Raw genomic sequence first — 23,978 nt, 5'->3', positions numbered from 1 at the left:
TGATTGGACGCAACAAAAGAAACCCACGTTCCGCATGAAAGCGCATCCGTTTTATTCATGTAGAACGTGGGGCAAAAGGAAATATGAACAAACATCCTGCTACTTATTTTTTGTTTTCCATTTGGTCAATATATTCGTTCATTTCCTTCAGATACGTTTGACCGAACTTCGTATTCCAGTCCTGCAGCACCTCTTTGTACTCGGATGACTGCGCATCGCCGATAATGATTTTTGTCGTAACCTCGCTGAACTTTTTGTTAAAGTCGAGGTAAGGCGGCGTCTTCGCAATGGCTGGCGTGTAATTGCGATCTTTGGACATCACGATTCTTTTTACGGCCTTCTCGATATTCGGCAGGAGCTTCTGCTTCAGTTCCTCCGACATAGCAGGATTAATAAAGAACATGAAGTCATTGGCGCGGCGAACCATATTTTTGCGGACGAATGTCTCCAGCGGTGTTGCCGAGTAGACGCGCTGGTTGTTTTCCACCTTGTAGTCATGCCCTTCAATGCCGGTGTAGATGGAATCCCAACCTTCATCCGAAAGCATATAGTTAAATACGTCAACCACTCTTTGCGGGTCACTCGCGCTGCTTGTTACCGCCCAGAATCCCCATAAGCCCGTACCTTGCCCTAATCCTTTCATCTCGCCTTGCTCGTTCTTGACGAAAACATAGGCAAGCTCAAAATCCGGATTGATCTGTTTACCGGCATTCAGAAAAGTTTCGTAATGACCTGCAAACCCGTCAATTACACCCGTTTTACCGCTTTGAAACTGTTCCAGAACTTTGCCTCCGTCGAGCGTAGGGCCATCCGGATCGATCACTCCTTCTTTGAACAGCTTGGCCGTCAGCTCCAAAGCCTTCGTGTATTTATCCGAGTTCAGATCGTATTGGGGATTCATATACTTGTACTCTCCCCCGTCGGACTCCTGCCAGCCGTAAAGTCCCTGCTCATTCTGGAAAACCGGTCTGATCGATTTGTCAGGCTGCGCGGCCCATCCATATCCGTACGTATCGTGTTTCCCGTTGCCGTCCGGATCTTCCTTCGAAAATTTGGTCATGATATCGAGCATTTGATCAAATGTAATCTCGTTATTATCCGGGATCTGGATATTCAATTTATCGAGCCAGTCTTTGCGGAACCAGTACCCGTCGGAACGGATTACGGTTGTACGCGGAATGCCGTAAACTTTGTCGTCGCCGTTTACGCGCAGAGCGTCCCAGGAAATGTCGTAGGAATAGTTCTGGATATTGTCGGCTTCATTCAAATATTCGTCGATCGGAATGATAACGCCATCCTTAACCGCTTTCAAAAACGAGGCATCATCCGGACTTGGAAACCAGACGACATCGGCAAGATCGCCGGTTGTCAGCGATAATTGCAACCGCTCGGTATAACCAGTCGACGGCGGGATATCGAATTTGATCGCCGTATTCGTCGCTTCCTCGATTGATTGAACAAGCAGCTTGTCCGTTTCCGACAAGTTGGATGACGCGAACTCTCCCATAATCGTCATGTTTACTTTCGGTTTGGCGGTTTCCCCCGCTGCCCCCGACGTCGGCTTCGGGTCGTCGATTTCCACCGGACCGCCTTTGTCTCCACACGCGGTAACTGCGACAAGCAGCACTGCAGCGCCCACGCAAGCTATTGCTTTTTTTAATTTCACCTTGATTCAGCCTCCCTTAATTATGTTTATCTATGACAGGGGCCGGAAGGAGTTATCCCTTGACGGACCCGAGCATAATCCCTTTGACGAAATAACGTTGCAGGAATGGATACACCGACAAAATCGGTAGAATGACAATCATGATCGTCGCATATTTCAGCGTCTCCGGCATGACGTTCATATTGCCAATCTCGGCATTGTTGCCTCCTGCGGAAATTTGCAGCATTTTGGCTCCCTCGATGACCTCCCGCAGAAACAGCATGAGCGGCCAGTTCTCCACGCTGCGAATATAGATGATCGCCGAGAAAAAGCTGTTCCAATAACCGACTGCTGCGAACAACGTCAATGTCGCGATAATCGGCATCGAAAGCGGGACGACAATTTTAAATAAAATGTAGGGTTCTGAGGCTCCGTCGATTTTCGCGGCTTCCTCCAGCTCCTCCGGTATGTTCTGCATAAAATTGATCATCAGAATCAAGCTGAACGCCGAGAACAGCGTAGGAAACACGAGTGCAGCCAGCGTATCCACCATGCCGAGCGAGCGGATCAAATAAAAATTCGGAATGAGTCCGCCGTTGAACAGCATCGTGAAAATAACCAAATTGATCATAATCGCTCTGCCTTTCAGATGTACCTTGGAGAGCGGATAAGCAGTAATAATATACAGAAATATCCCAATTGCCACGCCGCTGATCGTAATCATGATCGTATTGAGATAGCTTCTTGCCAGCACGGGATGCGAAAGGATATCCTTATAGGCATCAAATGTGATGTCACTCGGCCATATGCGCATCGGGTTTTGCATATACGCGGTGTGAGAGCTGATCGAGACCGCGGCAACGTTCAGCAGAGGATACAGCATGACCATGCAGATCACGGATACAATCAGATAGACGGCGATGTCAAAAAGCTCGATTCTCTTGCGCAAGTTCCTTCACCTCCTACCATAATGACTTGCCGAACAGACGCGCAATCCGATTAGCCAGCACGATCATAATGAGTCCAACTACCGATTTAAACAAACCGACCGCAGCCGTAAAAGCGAGCCTTCCTTCCAGCAGCCCCACCCTGTACGTGTAAGTTTCAAACACATCGGCCACTTTGTACGTGGCGGGATTGTACAACAGGAAAATTTGCTCGAAACCGATATCCAGAATGCTTCCGACCCGCAAAATCAAAATGATGATGATCGTCGACGCGATGCTAGGAAGCGAAATATACCATATTTTTTGCAGCCGGTTGGCTCCGTCAATTGTGGCCGCTTCGTAAAACGACGGGTCGATGGTCGTCAGCGCGGCCAAATAAATGATCGTTCCCCAACCAAGCTCCTTCCATATTTCTGCGGAAATGAGAATCGTCCGGAAATATTCCGGCTTGAGCAGGAAATGAATCGGCTCCCCGCCAAAATCGACAATCAACCGGTTGACCCAGCCTGACGACGGGGACAACATATTAATAACGATGCCGGCAATGACAACCCATGATATGAAGTGCGGCAAATACAGCACCGTTTGCGCAAATTTTTTAAACAGCAGACTGCGTATTTCGTTGAGCAAAATGGCCAGCAGAATCGGCGCCGGGAATCCGAACAACACCTGATAAAAGCTGATGACGAGCGAATTTCGTAAAATCATGAAAAAATCGTCCGACTGGAACAGATAACGAAAATTTTCGAAGCCGATCCAGTCGCTTCCCGTTATGCCTTTAATCAAATTGAAATCCTGGAATGCAATAATAATTCCGAACATGGGAACGTACTTGAAAATAAACAGATAAAGAAATCCCGGTATAAGCAACAGATACAGCCATTTGTTTTTTCTCATGTAGAGCCAGACGGAACTGGCTTTGCCGTTATTCATCCACATTCTCCTCCCGAGGACGCTGCCGCAAAGCAATTACTCGCAAACGATTTCAACCACTCGCGCATGGTCCAATCCATTCGTCGCGATGACCTCCAGACGCAGCGTCTTCAGATTTTTCAGCATTGTCGGCAAATGAACCATTCGCTCGTAATTATCCTTAAAATGAGCCACTTCCTTTCTTCCATCTTCGTCCTGCGCAATCAACTTGAATTCCTTCAGCGTCTCGGCTTGCGGCCGTCCCCACTGCATATGCTTCTGGAGCACGTCCAGATGGCATAACATAAGCAATCGGTGCAGCCCGGTATCGAGTACGATTGTAATCCGGGAAACCGTTACCGGCTCCGCCCACTCAAGCTCCAGCCACGGACTGTCGTCTCCCGGCTCCGACATCCAGCGATGCGTGCCCGCCGTCGTCAAGTCGGGACGTACTCCCTTCTCTCCGTGTACCGCGCGAGTATGCCCATTCACCACATTACTGCATTTTCCTTGTTTTTGCTCGGACGATGCGGAAATTCGAGCAAGCTGCGCGAGATTTCCTTCCAACATACGGCCCGGTAAAAACGCGCCCTGCCGCAATAATTGCTGCTGCGCCTCCTTCACGACACCGCTTTCACAAAATGCTTGCTCTAGCGGCAGCTTGCGTTTCACCGCCGTTGCCGCGAATGTTCCAAGCCCTTCTCCCATGACCGCACAAGTCGCCATTACCCTCGTGCTGGAGAAGGCGATATGAGTAGCCGACAAATTGCGGCCCGCGAACATCAGATTCGCAATATTGTTGCTTATCATCGAGCGCAGCGGAATACTATACAAATACGGCGTAAACGGTTGATTGCAAGGCTCTTCGTTTTTCGCATCAATCCCCTGGGGAGGATGCGTATCCATCGACCAACCGCCATAAGCGACTACATCTTCGAAATCGACAGCCTGTTGAATATCGTTTTGGGTCAGGACATGCTGACCGATGAAACGTCTGGACTCTCTTTTGCCTGGCAGAAAACCGAACCAGTCCAGCGCCCAATTGGCGGAATCCGGGTGATTGCCGCTGTTTTTGATGTGATCCCATACCCCGAGCATAATCGCCAGCAATTCGTCGCGAATATGTTCATTATGCTTGATCGTATCCAGCGTCCCTCCGAATTCCACCCACCAATAACCGAACTCCCAAGCATTGTGGTCTCTAAACTGCAAATCCTCCTCCGTAAACTTGCGAGCCCACGGCGGTGGAACAAAAGGCATCGGGCGGCCCATATCCCTCGAGGTGAATAAGAGGGAGGATCCCAGCCGGTATGCGTCTCTATTCAGATTCGCGCCGGATTCATTAAATTCATGAGCCGCTTCGCGACCGGTTGTAAACGCGGCGCCCGCTTCAAACCCCAGCCTGCCGTCGCCCGTACAATCCGCGTAAATGGCAGCATGAATCGTAAATCGGTCTTCCGTACTCTCTCTAACCGCATGAACGGCAAGGATTCGAGAATCCTCGACATCGGCTCCGACAACCGCCGTGTTCAACAGCAGCGTCAAATTCGGTTCGGCGCGGCATTTCTCATACAAGATCAAATCCAACATGCTCGCGCTTCGTTGCGGATTTCGTACAGCGCATTCCAGCATAATTTCCTCAATGATACCGCTTTCTCTTCGTTCCGCTTCCAGTATCGTTCCGATGGTTGAAGCGCCGGATATATTCATGCGAATCTCCGACGAGGCGTTCCCGCCCAGTACGGAGCGATCCTGGCACAATATAACGCGCGCGCCATTGCGCGCTGCTGCTAATGCGGCTGCTACTCCCGTCATCCCTCCGCCGGCGATCAAAACATCCGTATCCCATATTTTCGTATCAGTCGGTCCCATCTTATTGACTCCTTTGCTTGCTATACTATATCTTTAATTAAATGATACTATCTTTTATTATCGCATTTGAATTCATAAAATTTACTTTCCATATCCAAAATTTCATCGAATCGACGAGGTGAACCAAGATGCCCGCAACCTTGCCCGAGCTCATATGGCATAACTATTGGATTAAAAAAGATAAATTTCTGATGGAAGCGGATAACTATGCGACGTGGGTGCTTTTCGCGGTGGAAGAAGGGAGTTTTGAATACCAGATCGGAGAAGATTACGGAGTTGCGGAGTTCGGAGACGTGGTCGTATGCCCGCCCCAAATTACTTTTCATCGGAATGTGTTAACGCCTTTATCCTTTCATTCCCTTACGTTCCTGCTCCCCGAAGGAGAAGCGCAGCAGATTCAATCCCTTCTTGCACAGCGAAAAATCAGGCTGCCGCAAATCCGGCGACTGTCCGAAAACTACAGCAGTTTACGACAAACGGATCAGCAATTGTCCTACAATTCAAAAACTCAAAAGCTGCGGCAGCATTATTTGATCGATATTTGGCTCATGATTACGCGGCAGGCGATGGAATCCCCTGACACCGATCTCATAGCGGGGCATGACGACTCCATTCGCGATGTCGTGGACTATTTGCACAAACATGCCCATGAAATGATCGAAATCCGCGATGTCGCGCAGCAGTTCGGGATGACGCCCGTGAAGCTGATTCGCAAGTTCAAAAAGAGCTATGGCGTCAACCCGCTGCAATACTTAACGTCGTACCGGGTCAAGCATGCGTGCAGACTGCTCTTGACCACGGATTGGACGCTTGACGTCATTGCCGGAAATTGCGGCTACGAAAACGGCTTCTACCTCAGCCGCGTGTTCCGCAAAGCGATGGACATAAGCCCATCCGAGTTCCGCAAGCAGAATCGGTATTAAGGACGAGCTGAAAAGGGCTAAAAATCAGCGGCAGTCTAGGATTCGTCCAAGATTGCCGCTGATTTTTAGCCATATGTGGAAATAGCCTCCGTCGCCAGTGTTCTTGTGAAGTCTTCAATTCCACCCTTGGCAGCAGCATACAAGGAACATGATGGCTCTGAATGACCTTGATTCCTTTAAGTCGCTATCGCAAAACTCGCTTATCCAATCAAGCAAGTATCGCGCCGTATTGTTTCCACATGCCTGGCGTACCTAAAGTCGTGCAGATGAATCCCGAATACCCGCCAGCAGTCACATTTTTGATCGTCACACGATCGCCAACTGCCCATCTGCCTGCCGTAGGAGCCGAATTAGTGCCTTCTACTACCAGGCTTTCCGGATAATAAGTCCCTTTGATTTGATTCACATTCACGTCGATAAATTTCATGCCCGCTCCATTCGAAGATGCTACGATGTAGGAGTTGGTTACAAGTCCAGTAAAGACATATGATCCTTCCGCTGGATTGCCTATTATCGTATCTTGTACAATGAGCTGGTCGATTTCATTGAGTAAATTGGATACGTTGAAGAAATAGGCTGTGTTATAGTTGCGAATGACATTACTAGAAAAATTCGCAAGCCCCCCTGTCCCCATTTCAATCGCGATAGCGATGCCGTTAATTTTATTTCCTTCAATGTGGAGCTCCTCAAGTCTCGTTGCTAAAATAGCAGTGCCTGACTTGACGGGAGAATAAATGGTATTTCCGGTAATATACAATTTACCGGTTCCCCCTTCTTGATACAACGATTTGGCATACTGTATAGCCGTTGATATTTTCTTCGATCTTATTTGATTATTGGTCACATGGATAAATGAAGAGGCAGCCTTTTCCGCGCTGTTAGAAATATCCTTTAAAGAGATAAGCTCGGCGATTGGAAGTTGACCTGTCGGATTCCTGTCATTAACGATTGTGTTGTTATCGATCTTAATCGTAAAGGGAGAGGTGTAGGCATTCGTATCCCACTCCAAGGAAATCATTTGATTATTGGGCTCATGTAGGTCTAATACTTGGTTATTATTTTGATTCAAATATTTAAGTGCAAATGAAAAGCTGTTATTCACAATCGATACACTTGATCCATTTAAAATCTTTACACCATTCATAAAAATTTCTTCAAATATGTTGTCCGCAAGATGAACGTGCTCACAATGGAAATTGGATAAAAATCCATAATAGGTTGGTAGAGACTGCTGACCGCCTACTGTGGATATGCCACCATCTCTTTTGCCATTGATAATATTACCTACGACAGTGACACCAGTGGCATTAACTGCTATAGCAGCATAAGCAGCTGCCCGAACCGTATTGCCCACAACAGCGATGTTGGAATTTTTGTCATCCAGATCAAATGCAATAGCTCTGCCGCCCATATCACTGACCACATTGTTGGCAACAGTCACATTCAACACATGCGTTCCGCCAGGGGTATCATTATCACCGTACCAATTATCGAAACAAATGCCATTCATCGACTTCTCTACGAAATTATTCGTAACGACGACATCTTTGCATTTGGATACGTAAATATTCCCCGAACCTTCTCCGTTGTAAGTAAAATAGCAATTGGTTATCACTACGTTCCTACACCCATAGACCGCGAGCGTAACGCCCTGACCCTCCATCACTCCAGGTACCGGAAAAGGATTACCAACACCGTATACCCCTTCAATCCATAGGTTATCGATCGTAATATTCACTTTATCCTTCGCGGAAATTAAATTTACTCCGTTGGGATTCGTTGACATGAATATCTTGGAAGACCGAGTACCTTCTATCCGGGAATTATCCTGCAAAAACACGTAATCCGTTATTCTGTAGGAGGAGGGAGAGAAATAAATGTGTGAATACGAATTTATAGCCAACTGAATAGCCACTGTGTCGTCTGTCGTTCCGTCACCTTTCGCTCCGAACCATTTGACATGGGCAGGTCCTTCGAAAATCCGTCTGAATCTGGCGCCTGAAGTCGATACGAGGATAATCCCCGTATTATCTGCGGAAGACGTATCGCTAGCATCGTAATAATAAGAACCTTCCTGATCGCGATCCTTCACGAAATAAATACGATCGGTTTCCGGCGTTGTTAGGGCTCTCAATTGTGCGATCGTAACCATCTTGCAGCACTCTGCATATGCCCCGTCTGCGTTTGCCTCAGGCAGTTTTCCTCCGAACGATCCCAAGAGCCATGCTCCTGCCGTGACCGCACCTGCCGCGCCAATACTGCCTAGAATTTTCCTTCTGCTAATCAATTTCCCTCCGGTATCTTGACTCCCCTCTTGTTCGGACTGCAGATAATCTTGATTGTCTTCTCTCATCTAACATCCTCCTCATTGTTCATTGTTCATTTTTCATTTTGCATTCATAGGTGTTGCATTTATCTCCCCAACAACCGAGTGCTGCTTACGATACACCATGATGGTAAGCAGTACGCTGAACTCGAACAAAACGATTAACGGAATAATAATGAGAAAATCCGAAACGATCTCCGGAGGCGTACTTGACTATTTCTCGATTTGCGGTATATCTTTGCTCTCATACACGAGTTCTTTGTCCGACGTTAATTCCTTCGCACTGTTCTTAAACTCCTTCAGCGTGCGGCCGAATGCCCTTCCTAATTCGGGCAATTTACTTGGACCGAACAAAAGCAATGCTACAAAAACTATGACGATCAAGCCTGTCGTTCCGATTCCTGCCATTATGCTTCCTCCTTTCCGAATGATTTACTACGTATACTGCTGAAAGGTCATTCGTCCAATCCGGCAACTGAATATCCGTTTTTCAGCGATCAACCACAATCATGTGGTCACCACCACCTTTCCTGAAACTACATGGACTATCGGTGCTTGACCCGTTCCGAAAGGAACGAAGTGGTAGTGATCACTCCAGGTTACGTCCGGCGGATTATAAGCAAAAATGTGATCCTCCCATCCACTCTTCCCTTTAAAGCTACTGGGCCCAACGAAGGAAGGGTTCCCGTCGACATGATGATGCGGTCCTAACAAATTACGCAATCCGCTTGTTAGCCGAAGCGTCACAACGTTATTTCCTTCCCTTAGGTATGGTGTTAACCGGAACAAATAGGGCTCCCAAGCGCGTGATCCTAGCTGCTGACCGTTCACATCCAGCCCAATTACGGTTGCCTGAGGGGATGCCAGCTCCAAATAGATTTCTTCTTCATCATCGCCGGCCGCATAAGGAAGGTTCGTCTTGATCTCAACTTCCCCGGCATAAGACCAGAAACCCTGCGAGGTCAAATCTTCTGGCTTAATCTTGTTCTGCTGTGGAGCAATGATGAAATGCTGCGTCCGACAAACGTGCACTAGATTCGTATCCTGAAAGCTGCTGCTGCCCGGAATAACCGCGAATTCCCCCGTCACATAGATGCACTCCAGCTCCGTCGCTTGGAAATACCGATTCGTCTCCGTCTCGAATACATCGTCTTCATCCGAATAACTATGGTCGGATTCCCCGGATCGGAAAGTACGATGGATGATTAATTCGTTAATGCCGTGCTTCAGCCCCGAAGGAAGCTTGATCGACAGCATCGCCGGATCCAGCCATTCGTGCGTATCATCGACAAATAACGGATTACCGTTCAAATAAAGGGTACATTTCTCCGCATCCTCTAGAACTATACGGAGAGAATGCCGTAGGTCGAAATCTTCCTGAATGTGGACCTCGTAGCGAAGTTGGATTTCCACTTGCCGGCGTAGCTCGGTTAGCTGTTCCTGAAGTCGTAGATGATGAATTCGTTCGCTCCATTGCTCCGATTCGTGTAATCGATATTGGCAGTAATCGAGCACTAGCCTATTATCGAGCGGCGTTGTCAACTCCCATGTATCCGTGAGGGCTATGGTCGTCCTAGAAGAATAGTGCGCATAGGGTGTGGGGATGACTTCCTGAGAACGATGCAACACGCCTGGTCCTCCCTCTGCTTCAAGGTGAACGGGAACAACGACTAGCAATGCGGACCCTCCTCCTTCCATGTCCAAGCGCACTAACGATTGCTCGTCTTCATAAGTGACGGCGAGATCCGTTGCATCATCGTTGCCGATAGTAATAAGGCTGATCCGGTATGTGCCCTTCCACTGCAACATTCCCGACCATTGCCTGTGCTTCTCCCGGTTATACAGGAAATAAATGCTTGTTTCCCCGTCATGTCTTTCATTAGCATATAAAATATCGTCCAGCGCTCCGCTGCCGTTATAGATTGTCAGCTGTCGCAGCTCTTCGGGAAGTACGGCTTCCAGCGCTTTTCTTATCGGCATGACTTGGCGGATATGCTCTCTGCACCACAGCTTCAGCTCCGGTGACGGCGAACCCGCGATTCGCGCAGGACTTTCCCCTGCACTAATAATCGTTCCGCCTTGTTCGCGGAATTGCTTGAGAATGGCAAACGTTGCAGGCTCTATGGATAGCAACGAGGGCAAAATGACTGCGCGATAGCTCATCTCGCCGATCCGCAGCGTACCCTCGTTAACTTCACCATACTTCTGAAGCAGATGCTCATCGCCGTAATCGAATTGAACCTTCATCGAAGCCAGAAGCTCTGTCAACTCTCCCAGACGCCGATCCAATTCCCATACCTCCCGGGGATTTCCAGAATCATGTACGCACCAAGCACTGGTGAGCGGATGCAACACAAGCACATTAGATGCGGCTTGGCCGCGGGTAATCCAGCGATGGGCTTCCTCCGCATAATTCGTATATAACGTATAATCCTTCCACCACGGCTGGTGATAAGACAAGGACGGAGGGTAATCGCGCTTTCTTCTCCCCCGCAGCGAATAGGCGGCCAAGTGCTGACATTGAACATTAACCCCCATGCTGTAATGCCAGTCGGCTATATATTTCAAATCGCGAAAGCTCACGCTCCAACCGCTGCATCCGAACATTTCCGACAGCACTTGTTTTTTGCCCAACTGATTAGCTACACTCGCAACCTGCTTCAGAATGACCGGTCTAGTCGTCCGATTGCCTAAATGATCAATACCGGGCATATGCATCCACTCGTACTTGCGCATGACGTCCCCGACTGCCGTCATTTGAAATTTCAGCGTATCCTCGCATGCGAAGTGTCCGGTGAAGCAAAGACGATTCTCGTCGCACCACATTCCGACTTGCTCGGCATAAGACTTCACAAACAAGCTGGATATCGTCTGCCAGTAATCATGTTTGACGGGCATCGCATCTTCGCAGCCAACCAGCAGATCCGGCAGGATTGACAACAAGTCATACCCTTGCAATTGAGCAAAATAAGGAGCAATCGCCTCCGACCATGGATATTTGCCGGCTGCATACTGCGGCTCATCCGTGAATATACCGCGAATCGTCTTGCCGAAATCTTCGGAAAAATTGTTCTTATATACTTCGTGAGTCGAATCGATGAACAAACGGACGGTCTGCGGGTTAAGCAGATCGCTGTAATAGGAATTGCAGTTATAATAGACGTGGAGCAGTTCCTCGTTTGCCGGCAGCGATTCTGAACGACTCACGATCGTCCAGCGTCCCCCGTCCTGCTTGCGATACAAAGCGATGGTCCGGGGGCCGGGGGCCGCCAAACCTGCAGCAATCCATTCGTATTCCAGCCATTTTTGTTGGTGCCGCTCCCCTGTCTGCGGTACTTTCCCGCCGCAAAATCCGCTCGGCCAAGCATCTTCGTCATACAGCCATATTTCCATGTCATATTGGCGAGCATAGTCGACGCAAACTCCGACGGCCGCAAGCCAATCTTCTCCCATATATTCGGTTTGCAGCCCGCCCCTGGCATGCAGGAATACGCCGTGCATGCCGGCTTTGCGAAACTGCTCCAGCTGTCCGATCAGTTTTTCCGGTTCCAGCTTATCGTTCCAGGACCAGAACGATAAGCAGCCTTTTGTCCACGTTTCCCTGTTTTTCAACATTCGTACAGCGCCTCCTGAGCCGACAGCGCCACCTTAAATTTCAGTTCTCGACGGGGAGCAGTCAATCTCAGCGTATTTGCGCTCAAGCTTCCGCTCCACTCCGCTGCCTGACCATCCATGCTTAACGCTTCTACCGCTTGTATTACGTACTCGTCTTTCGTAAATAAATGTAAGGACATTTCCTCGATCCCGGCAGGCAGGTGAATATCCACGTCAATCGTAGTCTGCGAACTTCTTTCCAAGCGGAACGAAAGCGCTCCATTGAACGTAGCCATTCCGCTTACTTGCACGGCTTTGCCAACATCTAGCCAATCCGCAGGAATACAGGGCAGAAGATGAAGCGTATTTCCCTCCAATAAATATAGGGAGTTCAATATCATTTCCATGATCCGGCCATTCCCGCTGCCGTTCGGCTGCCAAGGCGACAACCATTGCAGCTGCGGACTAAATCGTTCATGTACGTGCATTGTATCAAGCGTCGTGGAATAAGCCATCGTCGCATAAAAGTAGCGCAGCGCTTTTTCCCGCTCGCCCCGCATGCTCCAGACGCGGTGCCATATTTTATCCGTATTGTTCACGTAATACAGATCAATCGGCGCTCCCGCCCATGCCTCCTGCAGCTCTCCTAACTCCGCATCCTCCATCCCCGGCAGCTTAACGGCAAACAAATCGCTCATGGCATAGCGCTTGCGCATCACGTATTCGATCTCCGGGACGATATCGTCCGAAGCATCGATAAGTCCCGTTTCCATTAAATATGTCGGGCCGTCTATCGCATACACGGCTGCCCTGACATCGGGCTTCGTGTACACTTCGTTGGATATCCACCTGACGAGCCTATCCTCGGGCAATTCGTAGGTTGCTTGCTTCACTGATGCAAGAATGCATTGCTTGTAATCGTTAGCCTCGGCTACATACTGGGCGGCAGCAGGATGGCCGATGTCGGCCAAGGCAGCAGCCATGAGGTCGAAGCCCTGCCACGTCGTCGCGTTCGAGAGGAAGAAATAGCCTTTATCCGGCCAATCATGTACGCGCCCTTTGGGCAACAATCCGTAGTGGGCCACTTTAGTGCCGTCCTCTTCGTACACTTTAGTGGCATTGCGCTCCCTGCTCACCCAGTCGCAGGCTTTAAGAATGATGGACAGATTGGCCTCTAACCATTCCCGATCTTTGGTCATTAAATAATAATCCGCCAGCAATGCCAGAACCGATCCCGTCTCTCCCATCCAGAAAATATGCGCGCGGAACGAACCCTCAGGTGACATAATGTCGCCTGCAGGACCGATACTTCCAGCTTGCGTGCTTAAGAAGTATTGTAGCGTTTTCTTGACGGTATCCGTGGCTCCTAACCGGCTGAGTATCCGTAAATACACAGCTGCTTCCCATGTATACACAACCGTATAATCATTAAAACCGCCCTGCCCCGGAAGTGCCGAGCCATCATCCTGCTGGGCGATCAACTGCAGTGTATTCGTCTTGGCGGTATCGAAAATCGACTGAATCACCTGTTCAGGAACTTGGATACCTGCCATTCCCGATAAGGCATCTCTCCAGATTTTCCTGGATTGCCAAATTGCGGATTGCTCATCCAGGAAAAGGTCATTCCCGCTTGCTTCAGGATTGCCTCTCTTGTGAACAAGCGTGTCGAAAATCTCGATCCGGATTTGCTTGGTCTCGCCCGGTGCGAGATTTATTTGGAATTTCAGGACGTTCCGGTAATCGCCGGCTTCCGCTACATACTCCACGTGGAAGGATGGATCGGTTTTGTAACGAAGGATGGTTTCGCCCTCCCCATCTACCAAGCAACCGGACGCTTCATTGATCGCACGCTGTGCTAAAGGCATTCCGCCAAACCAAGCCTCAGCCCTACTTTCGTAGGGCACATAGTCCTCATTCACATGTCGATAGAAATCGCGATGGCTAGCCTCGACGTTCAGGAAATACCACTCGCCCGTTCTCGCTTGCGTCGGGTGGAGGTTCGTTACCGACAAATATTGATAGATGCGCAGGCCGCCATCCGACGCTTTTAACGTTAAACTAGTCACGTTATGATCGAAATCCGCTTGCTTGATCGAAGAACACAAAATCGGTTCCTGAGGCGACAACAGCGATTGCTCAACGCTTTGAAAATCAAGAAACCGCGGCTCCGCTCCCTGCTCCTCGCCGATAAAGAAACCGTGTCCACGCCGCAAATCCCCTCTACGGCCAAGCGCGTCTTTGATCAATAAGGTGAAATCCGGCCGAACTTCAACCAAGGTGTCTGACAAAGGTGGATGGATATAAACGCGTTTAGATCGGGTTCGCGGGTACAGTCCTGAAATCCGGTTCCAACTGGATTCGGTTTGACGGGAATCTGACACTAAAAAAACAACTCCTTCTATTAAAATTCTCGAATGGTTAATGGATGCTAGCTGCCTGCTAATGGCTATTCATTATCTGACCAACGGCAACGTAATTTTCCGGCCGCTCTCTATGGACTCATCGATAGCGAAACACGCCTCCATCGTTTGCATGGCATCGAAGAAATCACAGCGAGACCTGGTCTTCCCTTGAAGGGATATCATGAAATCATCGATTTCCTCAGCGAAGGGATGGTGCGAGACATCACCGCTATCCGGTAAGATCGTCGGAATTAAAGCGAAATCCGTCTGACCCGGCAGCTTGTGGCTGTACAGTTGATTGTTCATGATGGCGCCTTTTTCACCGAGCAGGTGAATGTTGAATTTGTATGTCGTCTTGCATTCCAGTGAAGAAGATACTTTGCCGATCCCACCGTTTCGGAGTTTTAATATCGCAATCGCGTTCGAATCAAACTCATATTCGGAATCCGCCCATGTCCGGCAGCTGTATGCGGTCACTTCTTCGATCTCTCCCGCGAAGTAGCGGACAGCATCTACCGCATGACAGCCGGCAGATAGCATGCTGCTGCCTCCAAGCGCCTTCGTCTTGCTCCACCGATACTGTGGATAATGTGGACCAATGTTATGCCAGTAATCGATCTGCGCCATGAACACCCGGCCGATTGCATCGTCATTGATCAACGCTTTCGTATTGTTGAACGAGGGGTTCCATCTGAGAACAAAACCGGCGATCGTATGCACCGGATTATCTTCAAGTGCCTTCGCAATCTCCCACAATTCTTCGCGATTCATAGCCAGCGGCTTCTCAAAGACGATATGTTTGCCATGACGCGCGGCCAGCACCGCTTGTTCCGGACGGATGCCGGGCGTGGAGCAGAGAACTACGGCATCCACTTGCGGATCCGCTACAGCATCCTCGTAGCGCTCGAATACGCGCGCATTTATGTTCAGCTCCGCAAGTCGTTGCTGGGCATATGCCTGATGGGCGCTGACTACGGCATAAACCTCCGCGTCTTGGCGCGCATCAATCGCTTTCAAATACTCACCCGCTACCCAACCGGTTCCTACCACTGCGAATCGCAAGATTGACATGGAAACGCCTCCTCTTATTATGCTTGTTACAAAGATAACCCGGCTTGTTCGGCCGAAGAACGGTTCGCGGCCAGTGTAACCTTCAACGTCTGAAGCGCATCGGCATAATCGCATAAAATCGAGCTTTGATTTCCAGACTTCACGGCGTCGACCAACGTTCTGCACTGCTCATAGCCGGGATCCGATTGTGCCGTTACGCTTAAGCTCTGTTCGTTGTCGATCAGCGTTAAGTGGCTACCGTTTTGGCTTAAATGGACATAGAAATCAGGACCGAAAAACTTAATGTCCGAGCCGCCATAGAACGGCGACAAACAAGTTTCTGCAAGCGAGCCTACAGCCCCGCTGTCCATCAAGAAGTTGATGGCGCCGGCATCGGGAATCGTGCTTTCCGGCTCCATCTGATCAAAGGACACGCGCCCGAATGCAGCCTGAACCTCGCGGATCTCCCCGGCGAGATAACGGATCATATCGACCTGATGAGTGGCGGTGTCTACCAAATGCCCGCCCGACATGTCCAACTGCTTCCACCACTTAGCGGGATGCGAGCCACCTATGCGGATGCCTTGAATGAGATGGGGGCGCCTTCCCTGCAAATATTGCTTCGCTTGCTGAACCGTATCATAGTAGCGCAACACATAACCCACCGCATGAATGATTCCCGTCTCGCGAATGATCTGCTCTTTCTGCCGAACCACCTCTGCATCAACCCCAAGCGGCTTCTCGACGAAGAACGGAATTCCACGGCGAGCCGCTACGACCTCCAAGTCTCCTCTGGCAAACTGCGGCGTACAAATAAATACGAGATCGATCCGTTGTTTATCCAACACTTGATCGGCGCTGTCCATCACCTCGGCTCCGGTCGCCTCGGCTGCCCGCCTTGCATTATCCGCATTCAGATCGAACACGCTGACGATCTTGGTATCTTCCATCTTCATAAGTACGCGAATGTGATCTTGGGCAATGCCGCCCACGCCAATAAATCCGATCCTGATGCTCATCTCTAGCTCCATCCCTCTCTTAACCAACTAATTTATATTTCCGACCATAACCGCTTCAGATTGTCCAGTCCCACTCTAGTACCTGTCAGGCAATCCTCCATGCCTTCGAATTCCAAAGACAGATAGCCGTCATAGCCGGAAGCTTTGATCATGTTCAATATTTCCCTAACATTGATATCCCCATGACCCAGAATCGCCCCCCTGAGGTAGTTGCCACCTGCAGATTTGCTCCATCCTTCTCCCGGATCGAAGTCCGAAGGGCGCACGTAGAAATCCTTCACATGAACCATCGATGCGTAGGGCACGTTGCGCTTGCATGCTTGAATTGGATCTTCATCCACGCACATAAAATTCGCGATATCCACCGTCGTTTTGAAATTAGGTAGATCCACATGGCGAATTAGACGTTCAACCCGCTCACTTGCCTGAATGTAATGTCCGTGGTTTTCTACACTGGTTGTAATGCCGTATTGCGCAGCATAATCGGCAATTCGACGGCAAGCATCAGCCATTCGATCCAGATCGCCAAGGAAATAGGACTCCGTCATTTCCTCGGCCGGCCGGAAAGCCACATCATGGCGCATCAGCTTCACGCCGAGCCGATTGGCGATATCGACATGCTTCATGACACGCGCAATTTCAGCCTCGCAAGCCTGTGCATCCCCTGCGACAAAGTTAGCAGTGATCGCGTAGTTGGATATATCCAACTTCAGCCCCTCAGCTTTAAGCCGAATAGCATCAACAAGCTCCATATTGTTCTCCAAGTCGTATCCCGCGGGAACAATCTCGACATGTTCGCCACCTTGATCAGCTATCCATTGGATGACGTCCAGCACGCCCATCTGCCTGGATACGATTTTATCTACCAAACTATAAGTGCTTACGCCCGGTTTCATGCCTATAATCACTCCTCATTCATCAAGTCATCATCTTTCATCACTCCACGATACCCGTGCGCTCAATACCTTCGACAAAATATCTTTGCGCGAACATATACACGATTAGCGGCGGAGCGATAATCAAGAAGGCTGCCGCCATCGTAATCGACTCGTTTAAGCTGAAATAACTTCCGCCCATGGAAGAACCTGTGGCAGCAGCCGAATTTAAGTTCCCTTGCAAAAACTGCATGCTTTGTGCCAGCAAAGTGAAATCGCCGTTTTTTAAATATAAAGCAGGCTCGTAGTAGTCGTTCCAGTGCCACACGAAAGAAAACAGGAAGACGATCAACAGCGCGGGTCTAGCTAACGGCAGCATAATACGCCAGAACGTCTTTAGAGGACCCGCTCCGTCCATGCGAGCGGATTCTTCCAACTCCTTGGGCAAGGTAGCAAAAAACTGACGAAAAATAATAATAAATATCGCGCCCTTCAGCCCTTGTGCAAACAAGCCGGGAACGAGCAAGGGCAGCGGCGTGTTTAGCCAACCCAGCTTGGAATAGAGTACATATAACGGAATGGATAACGTTTGTGGCGGGATCAGAAAAGTCAGCAATACGATGAAGAAGAAAACGGATTTCCCCGGAATCCGCATTCTGGCAAAACCGTAGCCCGCAATCGCGCACGACCCCATCTGCAAGAGCGAAGCAGCGATTGAAATCCATCCCGTCTGTATAAGGGACTTCCAATAATGCAAGCCGATGATAGCTGAAGCATAATTGGACCACTCAAGCTTACTCGGAATCCACTGGATCATGGGATTCACTAGATCGGTTCCATGCTTCAAGGAAGTCGTCAACATATAGACAACAGGATTCAGATACAACAACGCAGCTGCGGATAGGATGATGTAGATGGCCAGTTTGAATAACCATCCGTCATTAAAGTGCCTTCCGAATATAAGCATGCGGCTTTTTTGCATTCCTTCGCTTGTCCTCAGCCTGATGCGCCAATCGTCCAAACGCTTCAAGCTAGAATGTCCCACTTTACTTTTTTCGCTAGTCGGGATTTGCCCATCACTCATCTCGTCACCTCCGTTTTCTTGCTTTGACGTCTTGCAATAAAGACTAGTGCTAATATTGGCAACATAATAAATGCAAAGTAAATCCATCCTAAAGCGCTGGCATAACCGTATCCTGTATTTGCATTAGTTGTATTTTCCAGAATATGGCTTATAACGGGGTTAAACGGGTTGGAGGACTGCTCCACCAACGTATAAATGAGATTCAAAATAATAAACGGTGAAATGGCTGGAAACGTAATTTTCCAAAATGATTCCCATGGCGTCGCCCCATCGATCTGAGCTGCTTCGTAAATCGTCTTGGAGATTGTCTGGAATGCCGCCAGAAACAAAATGATTTGCACGCCGGAGAACCAGAGTATTATGACGAATTTGCTGAGCAAATCCACAACCGTTCCGGCAGCGGTTAACGGCAGTACATCATAGATCACATCCGTCAGATTGTATCTCTCCACTAGAGGCAATGAGCCCTGCCCTTGATTGAACAATTCGAGCAGCACCTGACCTGAAGCGAAAATAACGGGAAGGAAAAAAACGGCTCGGTACAGCATTCTTCCTTTGAACTTCTGGTTCAGCATGATGGAGATCAGGAGAGCAAAAATGACGGTAATCGGCACGACCAGTATCACTTCACGCATAAACAGAAACATTTCTATCGGAAAAACGTTATCAACTACAAACGCATGTTTATAATTGGTCATCCCTACAAAATCGTATTTCAACCCTGATCCGTCGATCTTGACTCCTACCTTATGAAAGCTGATAAAGAAGGAATAGATTAACGGATAGGCGACAAACATAACGATCCCGATCATCCAGGGCAGGAGGAAAAGGTAGCCTCGCAAAGCATCCTTTAACGATTGCATTCTTCTGTGCCGGGCATGATCTTCTTTAGTCATTAACGTACCCATGTTCATCCGGCTCATCTTTCCTCCTCCTCTGCAACTTGGTAGAACATGGGCTCAATCGTAAAACCTTCCCCCTGATACGGGTCATTATTGTAATTCACCCGAACCTTTCGCCCATTCTCATAGCGGGTCTCAAAAACGCCTTCAGCCAGCTTGCGATGCCCGGTGATGAAGCTGTTCCTGACTCCCGTCTTCGATAACACCTCGTATTCGGCCAAAATTTGTTGTTCGAGAACATCATATTGGGAGCTGAAAAAGTTTTCATACGACGTCCTCTTCAACATTCGCGGATCCTCGTAAGTCAGCGAAAATCGCGGAACTGCCCCATATTCGATTTCCCGCAAAAATTGCACAGCTTGATCTTCTCTCAGATTAGCCGGGCCTGAAGAATAGGGGACCAGGCCATGTACGGCTATCGGGTAAAAAGGGACCTGCTCATCCACAATCAGATCGAAATTATATTCAAGGGGAAAGTCGAACATATGATCAACGTGGCCTAATAAAAAGTCAAACCCTCCCGATACTTTGACACTCCCTAATGCTTGGCGCACAGTATCCGTTATCTCGAGCGAGTAAGAGATGGATTGCAGCCTGCTTATTTTTCGATTCGGGTGATAATCGCTGTTAAGCTGGGTCCCCATGTTAATCAGATTGGCGCTTTTTATCCCTATTTCCTTCCATTTCTCGATCAGGTCGGGCACGTATTTCTGTATATTCCTAACCGGACTGACCAAGTATATGGTTTCGTCCGCGGCGTTCCTATAGATTAGCGGCGTACCTACGATGGATTGTATACCATCGTCTCCGGGAGAAAATCCATTGTTCCGGGAGATGGAAGCCGTATCAATACGATCGTTCAGGCTTATCTGAATGCCTTGCGCACCCAACTGGGCAATCAGATTTCGAAGCTCCTGCTCGCCTCCCGCCTCCCCTTCAATCGGGAAACGCTTCGGCAAGTTTCCCGGATCTCCACCGTTCTGCCAGCCTGCCAACCCGACCTCGATGTTGGTAACGCCCTGGTCCACAAGGCTTAGAACGATTTCCTCTACCTGCTTGAAAGTCGTTGCGACTCTAAGCTTCTCTCCCAGCGGCGTCGATTCGCCTGCGCCTATGACGAACTGGAGCTGCAAAGGCGACTGATTGAGTTTTGAATCGAGCCTCTCTACTTTACGATGTGTCATCAAGTAGTCCCTATAGGCTTGCGCCATGCCCACATAGTCCGCATCCTTCTGATCGAGGAAAATATAGCGAACCGAAACGGCTTCGTACGGCATCTTTTTTTCATACGATAAGATACTCGATGTCTGACCTGTCGGCTGACTATAAATTCGACGGTATACGAACTTCGCATGCGCTTCATTGAATTGCGTCGAAATACCGGCCGGAGTAGCTACAATATTCGCTCTGGAAGCTCCTTCCTCGATAACGGCAACATAACCTTCCTCGCCCGAATTAAGACCGAATACCGGATAGGAAACCGGTGTTCTTCTCGTTGAGGGAGTCGTGGCGGGAATCGACCAGTCCTGACCGTACACCGGGTAATTATAGGCATTTATTAAATCGAGGCCTTCTTTGTTAAAGCGGATCAGACCGCCCGGACCATCCGGTACAAGCAAATAACCGTCAGACCCATTCATGGCTGCCCCCATAAAAGGAAGGAAATTAAGCTCCATCAACAAATTCTCTTTCGTTTCTATAATCCCAAGCTCCGGGATGCGGGCAACCAGTTGATTGTCTTCCAGTCGGTATTCGACGTAAAACTGGAAGCCGAGTTCCTCGATAACGTACATCAAGGCGACTCCTTCTTCGATGCTATGCCATTTTACAGTCGTCGGATATTCTTTCAAATTCGTGTCTTTGATTAAAGTCCTATCGGCGTTAAAGTAACTTAGAACGATAGGAGACTCCAGATGAGAGCGCCATAATCCTTTTGTTTGATCCATCGCCAGCGCCGCGGAATCCGGATTGCTTCGCCACATCTTTCCGCTGCGTTTATCCTCGACCGCAACCTGTCCGGTCTGCGGATCAAACCATAAAGCAGCCATCTTCTGCTCATACGCTTTGAACCATTGCACGCCATCTAAATTACGGGACTCCACTTGAGGTACATCCGATGTAACGTCCAAGCTGGAGAAGAAGGCCATAGCATCAGTCGTTGAATAAATGTCAGAATTCACGACAACGGAAGAGGGCCGGTTCATCCACAAGACAGCTGAGATGATGATCAGAATGGCGGCCAACGCCGCAGTTCCTTTTTTCCAATGCCTCCGGTCGAACATCTTTATTGCTTTATCGAACACGTAACCACACCTCCCGCCCAAAGCCAGTAACAAAGTCGGTCGCCTGATAGACCAATCCGATCAGAATGAAACCGAATACCCACAGGCAGAGAAACGTGACTACGGAAACCGACATCATGCCGATCGCTTCTTTCAGATTATAATTGTGTGCATTTTGGGTGCCGACAAAGATCAGAATAAACACCCAGATGATGATCAAATAATGAGCCGCAGTGTAAAAAATCCCTTCTTGCAAAGTCAGCGCGTTCGACAACCATTGTATCGGTAAAATAAATAATATGTACGGCGCCAACGCATAGCTGTTCACGACAAAAACTTTGCCGAACGAGCCTTCGCCGCGCATAACTGAGCCCGTCAAATAATTGGCGACGATCCAGGAAATCCAGGGCAGAAAATATTTCATGGCCTCCGTTGTCAGATTCAATGTCTCGAACCGCTGCGCGGCGAACAGCATGCTTACGAGTGCTTTGCCCGCAATGATGACTACAAAGCCGAGCACTACAAAAAACAAAGCGAATCGCCATCTGACCTGCGTCGATGCAGTAATGTCGTACATCCCGTTCATCGGATGCCGCAGCATGGCGAGCATCTGCTTCCACGGCTCGGCCAGCATGCGTGCCCAGAATGCCAAGCGACTATTTCTCTGCGGTAGATTTACCGCCGATGCCTCGCTCTGATCGTCGGTAAGCCCCGGTTTCTTGCGGCTTCTAATGATTTTCCGGCCAAGAATAAAGCCGATAAGAACAATAGTCAGCACCGTCATTGCCGTACCGAAGTATTGAAGAAGAAAGTCCATCCGCACCTGCCAGTACGATTCCGAATAGCCTTCTTTATCCTTCGCTTGTTCGAAATACGCCATAGCCTGTTCGTTTTCCCCTGCTTTAAACATAGCTTTGGCTATACCCAAGTAAGCTCTGTCGTACATCCCGTTCAAGCGATGAATTTCTTCCCACAGCTTCCGGGCTTCTTCGTATTTTCCCTGGTTATCCAAATAAGAGGCTTGATGGACCAGTTCTCCGAAATGCGTACGCTTCATGACTTGGATGCGATTTAGTTCCCCATCGGCTATATAGAGGGTGCCGTTCGAGTCTGCAACGATACTTGTCATCCGTTTGAACATTCCTAGCCGCTGTTCCGAGCCTACGGAAGTCGCTCCGAAAAGGAACAACAGCTGGCCGTATTTATCATACTGGTATATCTTCCCCCCAGCAGTTTCCACCACCGACATAACCCCATGCGAATCCACGTGAACATCTTGAAAAGAAAACCGCTCCAAAGGCTTCACCCAAGGTGCGAAATTATGATTCATCAGGAGATCGACCCCGCCGAAGTTAAGCCGCTTCAACTGCCCGCTCTTCAAATCTTTGTTGACCGTGAACATAAATTTCTTGGCGTCAAGAGTCACATTCGTAACCGCGCCCGGCAAGCGCGAAAGCTCTTCCTTCAGTTGCTCCTCCGTGAAAAACTTCCTCTTCAAGCTGTCCAGCCAGCTGGTCGGAACTTTATTGGCTCCATAAAAACCCGCAAACGTTCCATCGGGCGCAAGCTGCAACAGTCCCTGATAACCGCCTTTTGTAACCAAGTAAATATATCCGCGTTGATCGACAACCACTTTCAAAGGCGCATACACAAACGTTTTCGGCAGCAGCTCAGAAGACGGGGCAAGCAGCTCTTTCGCGAACTTTCCTTCACGGTCGAAAACGGCGACTCTACGGCTCCCGGTATCCGCGACATAGATTTCGCCTTCTTCCGTCACGAATACGCCTTCCGGTTTTCGCAGCTTTGCCTTGGGATCCTGATCAGTCGATTCAGGTATCGTCCGTACCATACGCCCCTCCAAGTCAAGCTGCACGATACGATTATTGCCTGCATCCGCGACATACAGCTCATCCTTGGATGTCATGAATAAATCCTCCGGATGGTTTAGCCCCCCCCACACGGCTTTCGGAACGAAGGCATTGGGGGTTCTGATCCTTACGTCATTCGTATCGCTTGAATAGGTCGTATAGGGCAGTTCGGCATAAGCTGGCCGATCCGCTCCCAAGAAGAGAACGACTCCCAAGACAACGGCCAACAGTATTTTAATCATTCGCCTGAGCGTCTTGCTGCTTGTAGGCATCGTTC

At 49.1% G+C, this 23,978-nt stretch carries 16 protein-coding genes; 1 reads left to right on the top strand and 15 read right to left on the bottom strand.

Features of this window, described 5'->3' with window-relative positions; translation table 11 throughout:
• Nucleotides 1-103 precede the first annotated feature (103 nt).
• The 4 genes from H7F31_RS06695 to H7F31_RS06680 are packed head-to-tail and all read right to left on the bottom strand — an operon-like array spanning nt 104 to nt 5,376.
• Nucleotides 104-1,666 (bottom strand): extracellular solute-binding protein, encoded by a 1,563-nt coding sequence (locus H7F31_RS06695; RefSeq protein WP_187103494.1) that lies wholly within the window; start codon nt 1,664-1,666, stop codon nt 104-106.
• Between the two features lie 52 nt (nt 1,667-1,718).
• Nucleotides 1,719-2,594: a carbohydrate ABC transporter permease gene (locus H7F31_RS06690; protein ID WP_214627492.1), complete on the bottom strand. Its 876-nt coding sequence runs from the start codon at nt 2,592-2,594 to the stop codon at nt 1,719-1,721.
• Between the two features lie 13 nt (nt 2,595-2,607).
• On the bottom strand, nt 2,608-3,525 hold the full coding sequence (locus H7F31_RS06685; protein WP_256975905.1) for an ABC transporter permease: 918 nt from the start codon (nt 3,523-3,525) through the stop codon (nt 2,608-2,610).
• A 36-nt stretch (nt 3,526-3,561) separates the two neighbouring features.
• The gene (locus tag H7F31_RS06680) at nt 3,562-5,376 is read right to left on the bottom strand and encodes an FAD-dependent oxidoreductase (protein ID WP_187103493.1); all 1,815 of its coding nucleotides are present in this window, start codon (nt 5,374-5,376) and stop codon (nt 3,562-3,564) included.
• 128 nt (nt 5,377-5,504) lie between these two features.
• Between H7F31_RS06680 and H7F31_RS06675 the strand changes: the two genes are divergently transcribed.
• Nucleotides 5,505-6,299: a helix-turn-helix domain-containing protein gene (locus H7F31_RS06675; protein WP_187103492.1), complete on the top strand. Its 795-nt coding sequence runs from the start codon at nt 5,505-5,507 to the stop codon at nt 6,297-6,299.
• 208 nt (nt 6,300-6,507) lie between these two features.
• Here the strand turns inward: H7F31_RS06675 and H7F31_RS06670 are convergent, their stop codons facing one another.
• From H7F31_RS06670 to H7F31_RS06620, 11 genes are all read right to left on the bottom strand, one after another.
• Nucleotides 6,508-8,652, bottom strand: coding sequence for a right-handed parallel beta-helix repeat-containing protein (locus H7F31_RS06670; RefSeq protein ID WP_187103491.1), 2,145 nt, complete (start codon nt 8,650-8,652; stop codon nt 6,508-6,510).
• Nucleotides 8,653-8,838: 186 nt separating this feature from the next.
• The gene (locus tag H7F31_RS06665) at nt 8,839-9,033 is read right to left on the bottom strand and encodes a twin-arginine translocase TatA/TatE family subunit (RefSeq protein WP_087570629.1); all 195 of its coding nucleotides are present in this window, start codon (nt 9,031-9,033) and stop codon (nt 8,839-8,841) included.
• Between the two features lie 99 nt (nt 9,034-9,132).
• The gene (locus tag H7F31_RS06660; RefSeq protein WP_187103490.1) at nt 9,133-12,240 is read right to left on the bottom strand and encodes a glycosyl hydrolase; all 3,108 of its coding nucleotides are present in this window, start codon (nt 12,238-12,240) and stop codon (nt 9,133-9,135) included.
• Nucleotides 12,234-14,600: a hypothetical protein gene (locus tag H7F31_RS06655; RefSeq protein WP_187103489.1), complete on the bottom strand. Its 2,367-nt coding sequence runs from the start codon at nt 14,598-14,600 to the stop codon at nt 12,234-12,236. Before H7F31_RS06655 ends, H7F31_RS06660 begins: the two co-directional genes overlap by 7 nt.
• Before the next feature lie 72 nt (nt 14,601-14,672).
• Nucleotides 14,673-15,692: a Gfo/Idh/MocA family protein gene (locus H7F31_RS06650; RefSeq protein WP_187103488.1), complete on the bottom strand. Its 1,020-nt coding sequence runs from the start codon at nt 15,690-15,692 to the stop codon at nt 14,673-14,675.
• Between the two features lie 26 nt (nt 15,693-15,718).
• The gene (locus H7F31_RS06645; RefSeq protein ID WP_187103487.1) at nt 15,719-16,690 is read right to left on the bottom strand and encodes a Gfo/Idh/MocA family protein; all 972 of its coding nucleotides are present in this window, start codon (nt 16,688-16,690) and stop codon (nt 15,719-15,721) included.
• Nucleotides 16,691-16,722: 32 nt separating this feature from the next.
• Entirely contained in the window at nt 16,723-17,586 is an 864-nt protein-coding gene (locus tag H7F31_RS06640; RefSeq protein WP_187103486.1) for a sugar phosphate isomerase/epimerase family protein, read from the bottom strand.
• A 40-nt stretch (nt 17,587-17,626) separates the two neighbouring features.
• The gene (locus H7F31_RS06635) at nt 17,627-18,649 is read right to left on the bottom strand and encodes a carbohydrate ABC transporter permease (RefSeq protein ID WP_187103485.1); all 1,023 of its coding nucleotides are present in this window, start codon (nt 18,647-18,649) and stop codon (nt 17,627-17,629) included.
• A complete protein-coding gene (locus tag H7F31_RS06630; RefSeq protein ID WP_261800327.1) occupies nt 18,646-19,572 on the bottom strand; it encodes a carbohydrate ABC transporter permease in 927 nt (308 codons plus the stop codon). The genes H7F31_RS06635 and H7F31_RS06630 overlap by 4 nt, the downstream gene beginning before the upstream one ends.
• Nucleotides 19,569-21,854, bottom strand: a complete 2,286-nt coding sequence (locus tag H7F31_RS06625; protein ID WP_187103484.1) for a DUF5696 domain-containing protein — start codon at nt 21,852-21,854, stop codon at nt 19,569-19,571. Before H7F31_RS06625 ends, H7F31_RS06630 begins: the two co-directional genes overlap by 4 nt.
• A complete protein-coding gene (locus H7F31_RS06620; RefSeq protein ID WP_187103483.1) occupies nt 21,844-23,973 on the bottom strand; it encodes a YIP1 family protein in 2,130 nt (709 codons plus the stop codon). Before H7F31_RS06620 ends, H7F31_RS06625 begins: the two co-directional genes overlap by 11 nt.
• Between the last annotated feature and the right edge of the window lie 5 nt (nt 23,974-23,978).

The sequence above is a fragment of the Paenibacillus sp. PAMC21692 genome (assembly GCF_014303795.1).
Classification (GTDB): Bacteria; Bacillota; Bacilli; order Paenibacillales; family Paenibacillaceae; genus Pristimantibacillus; species Pristimantibacillus agaridevorans.
The sequence above is the reverse complement of the archived record's forward strand: the minus strand, read 5'-3'. Positions and strand labels throughout refer to the sequence as shown.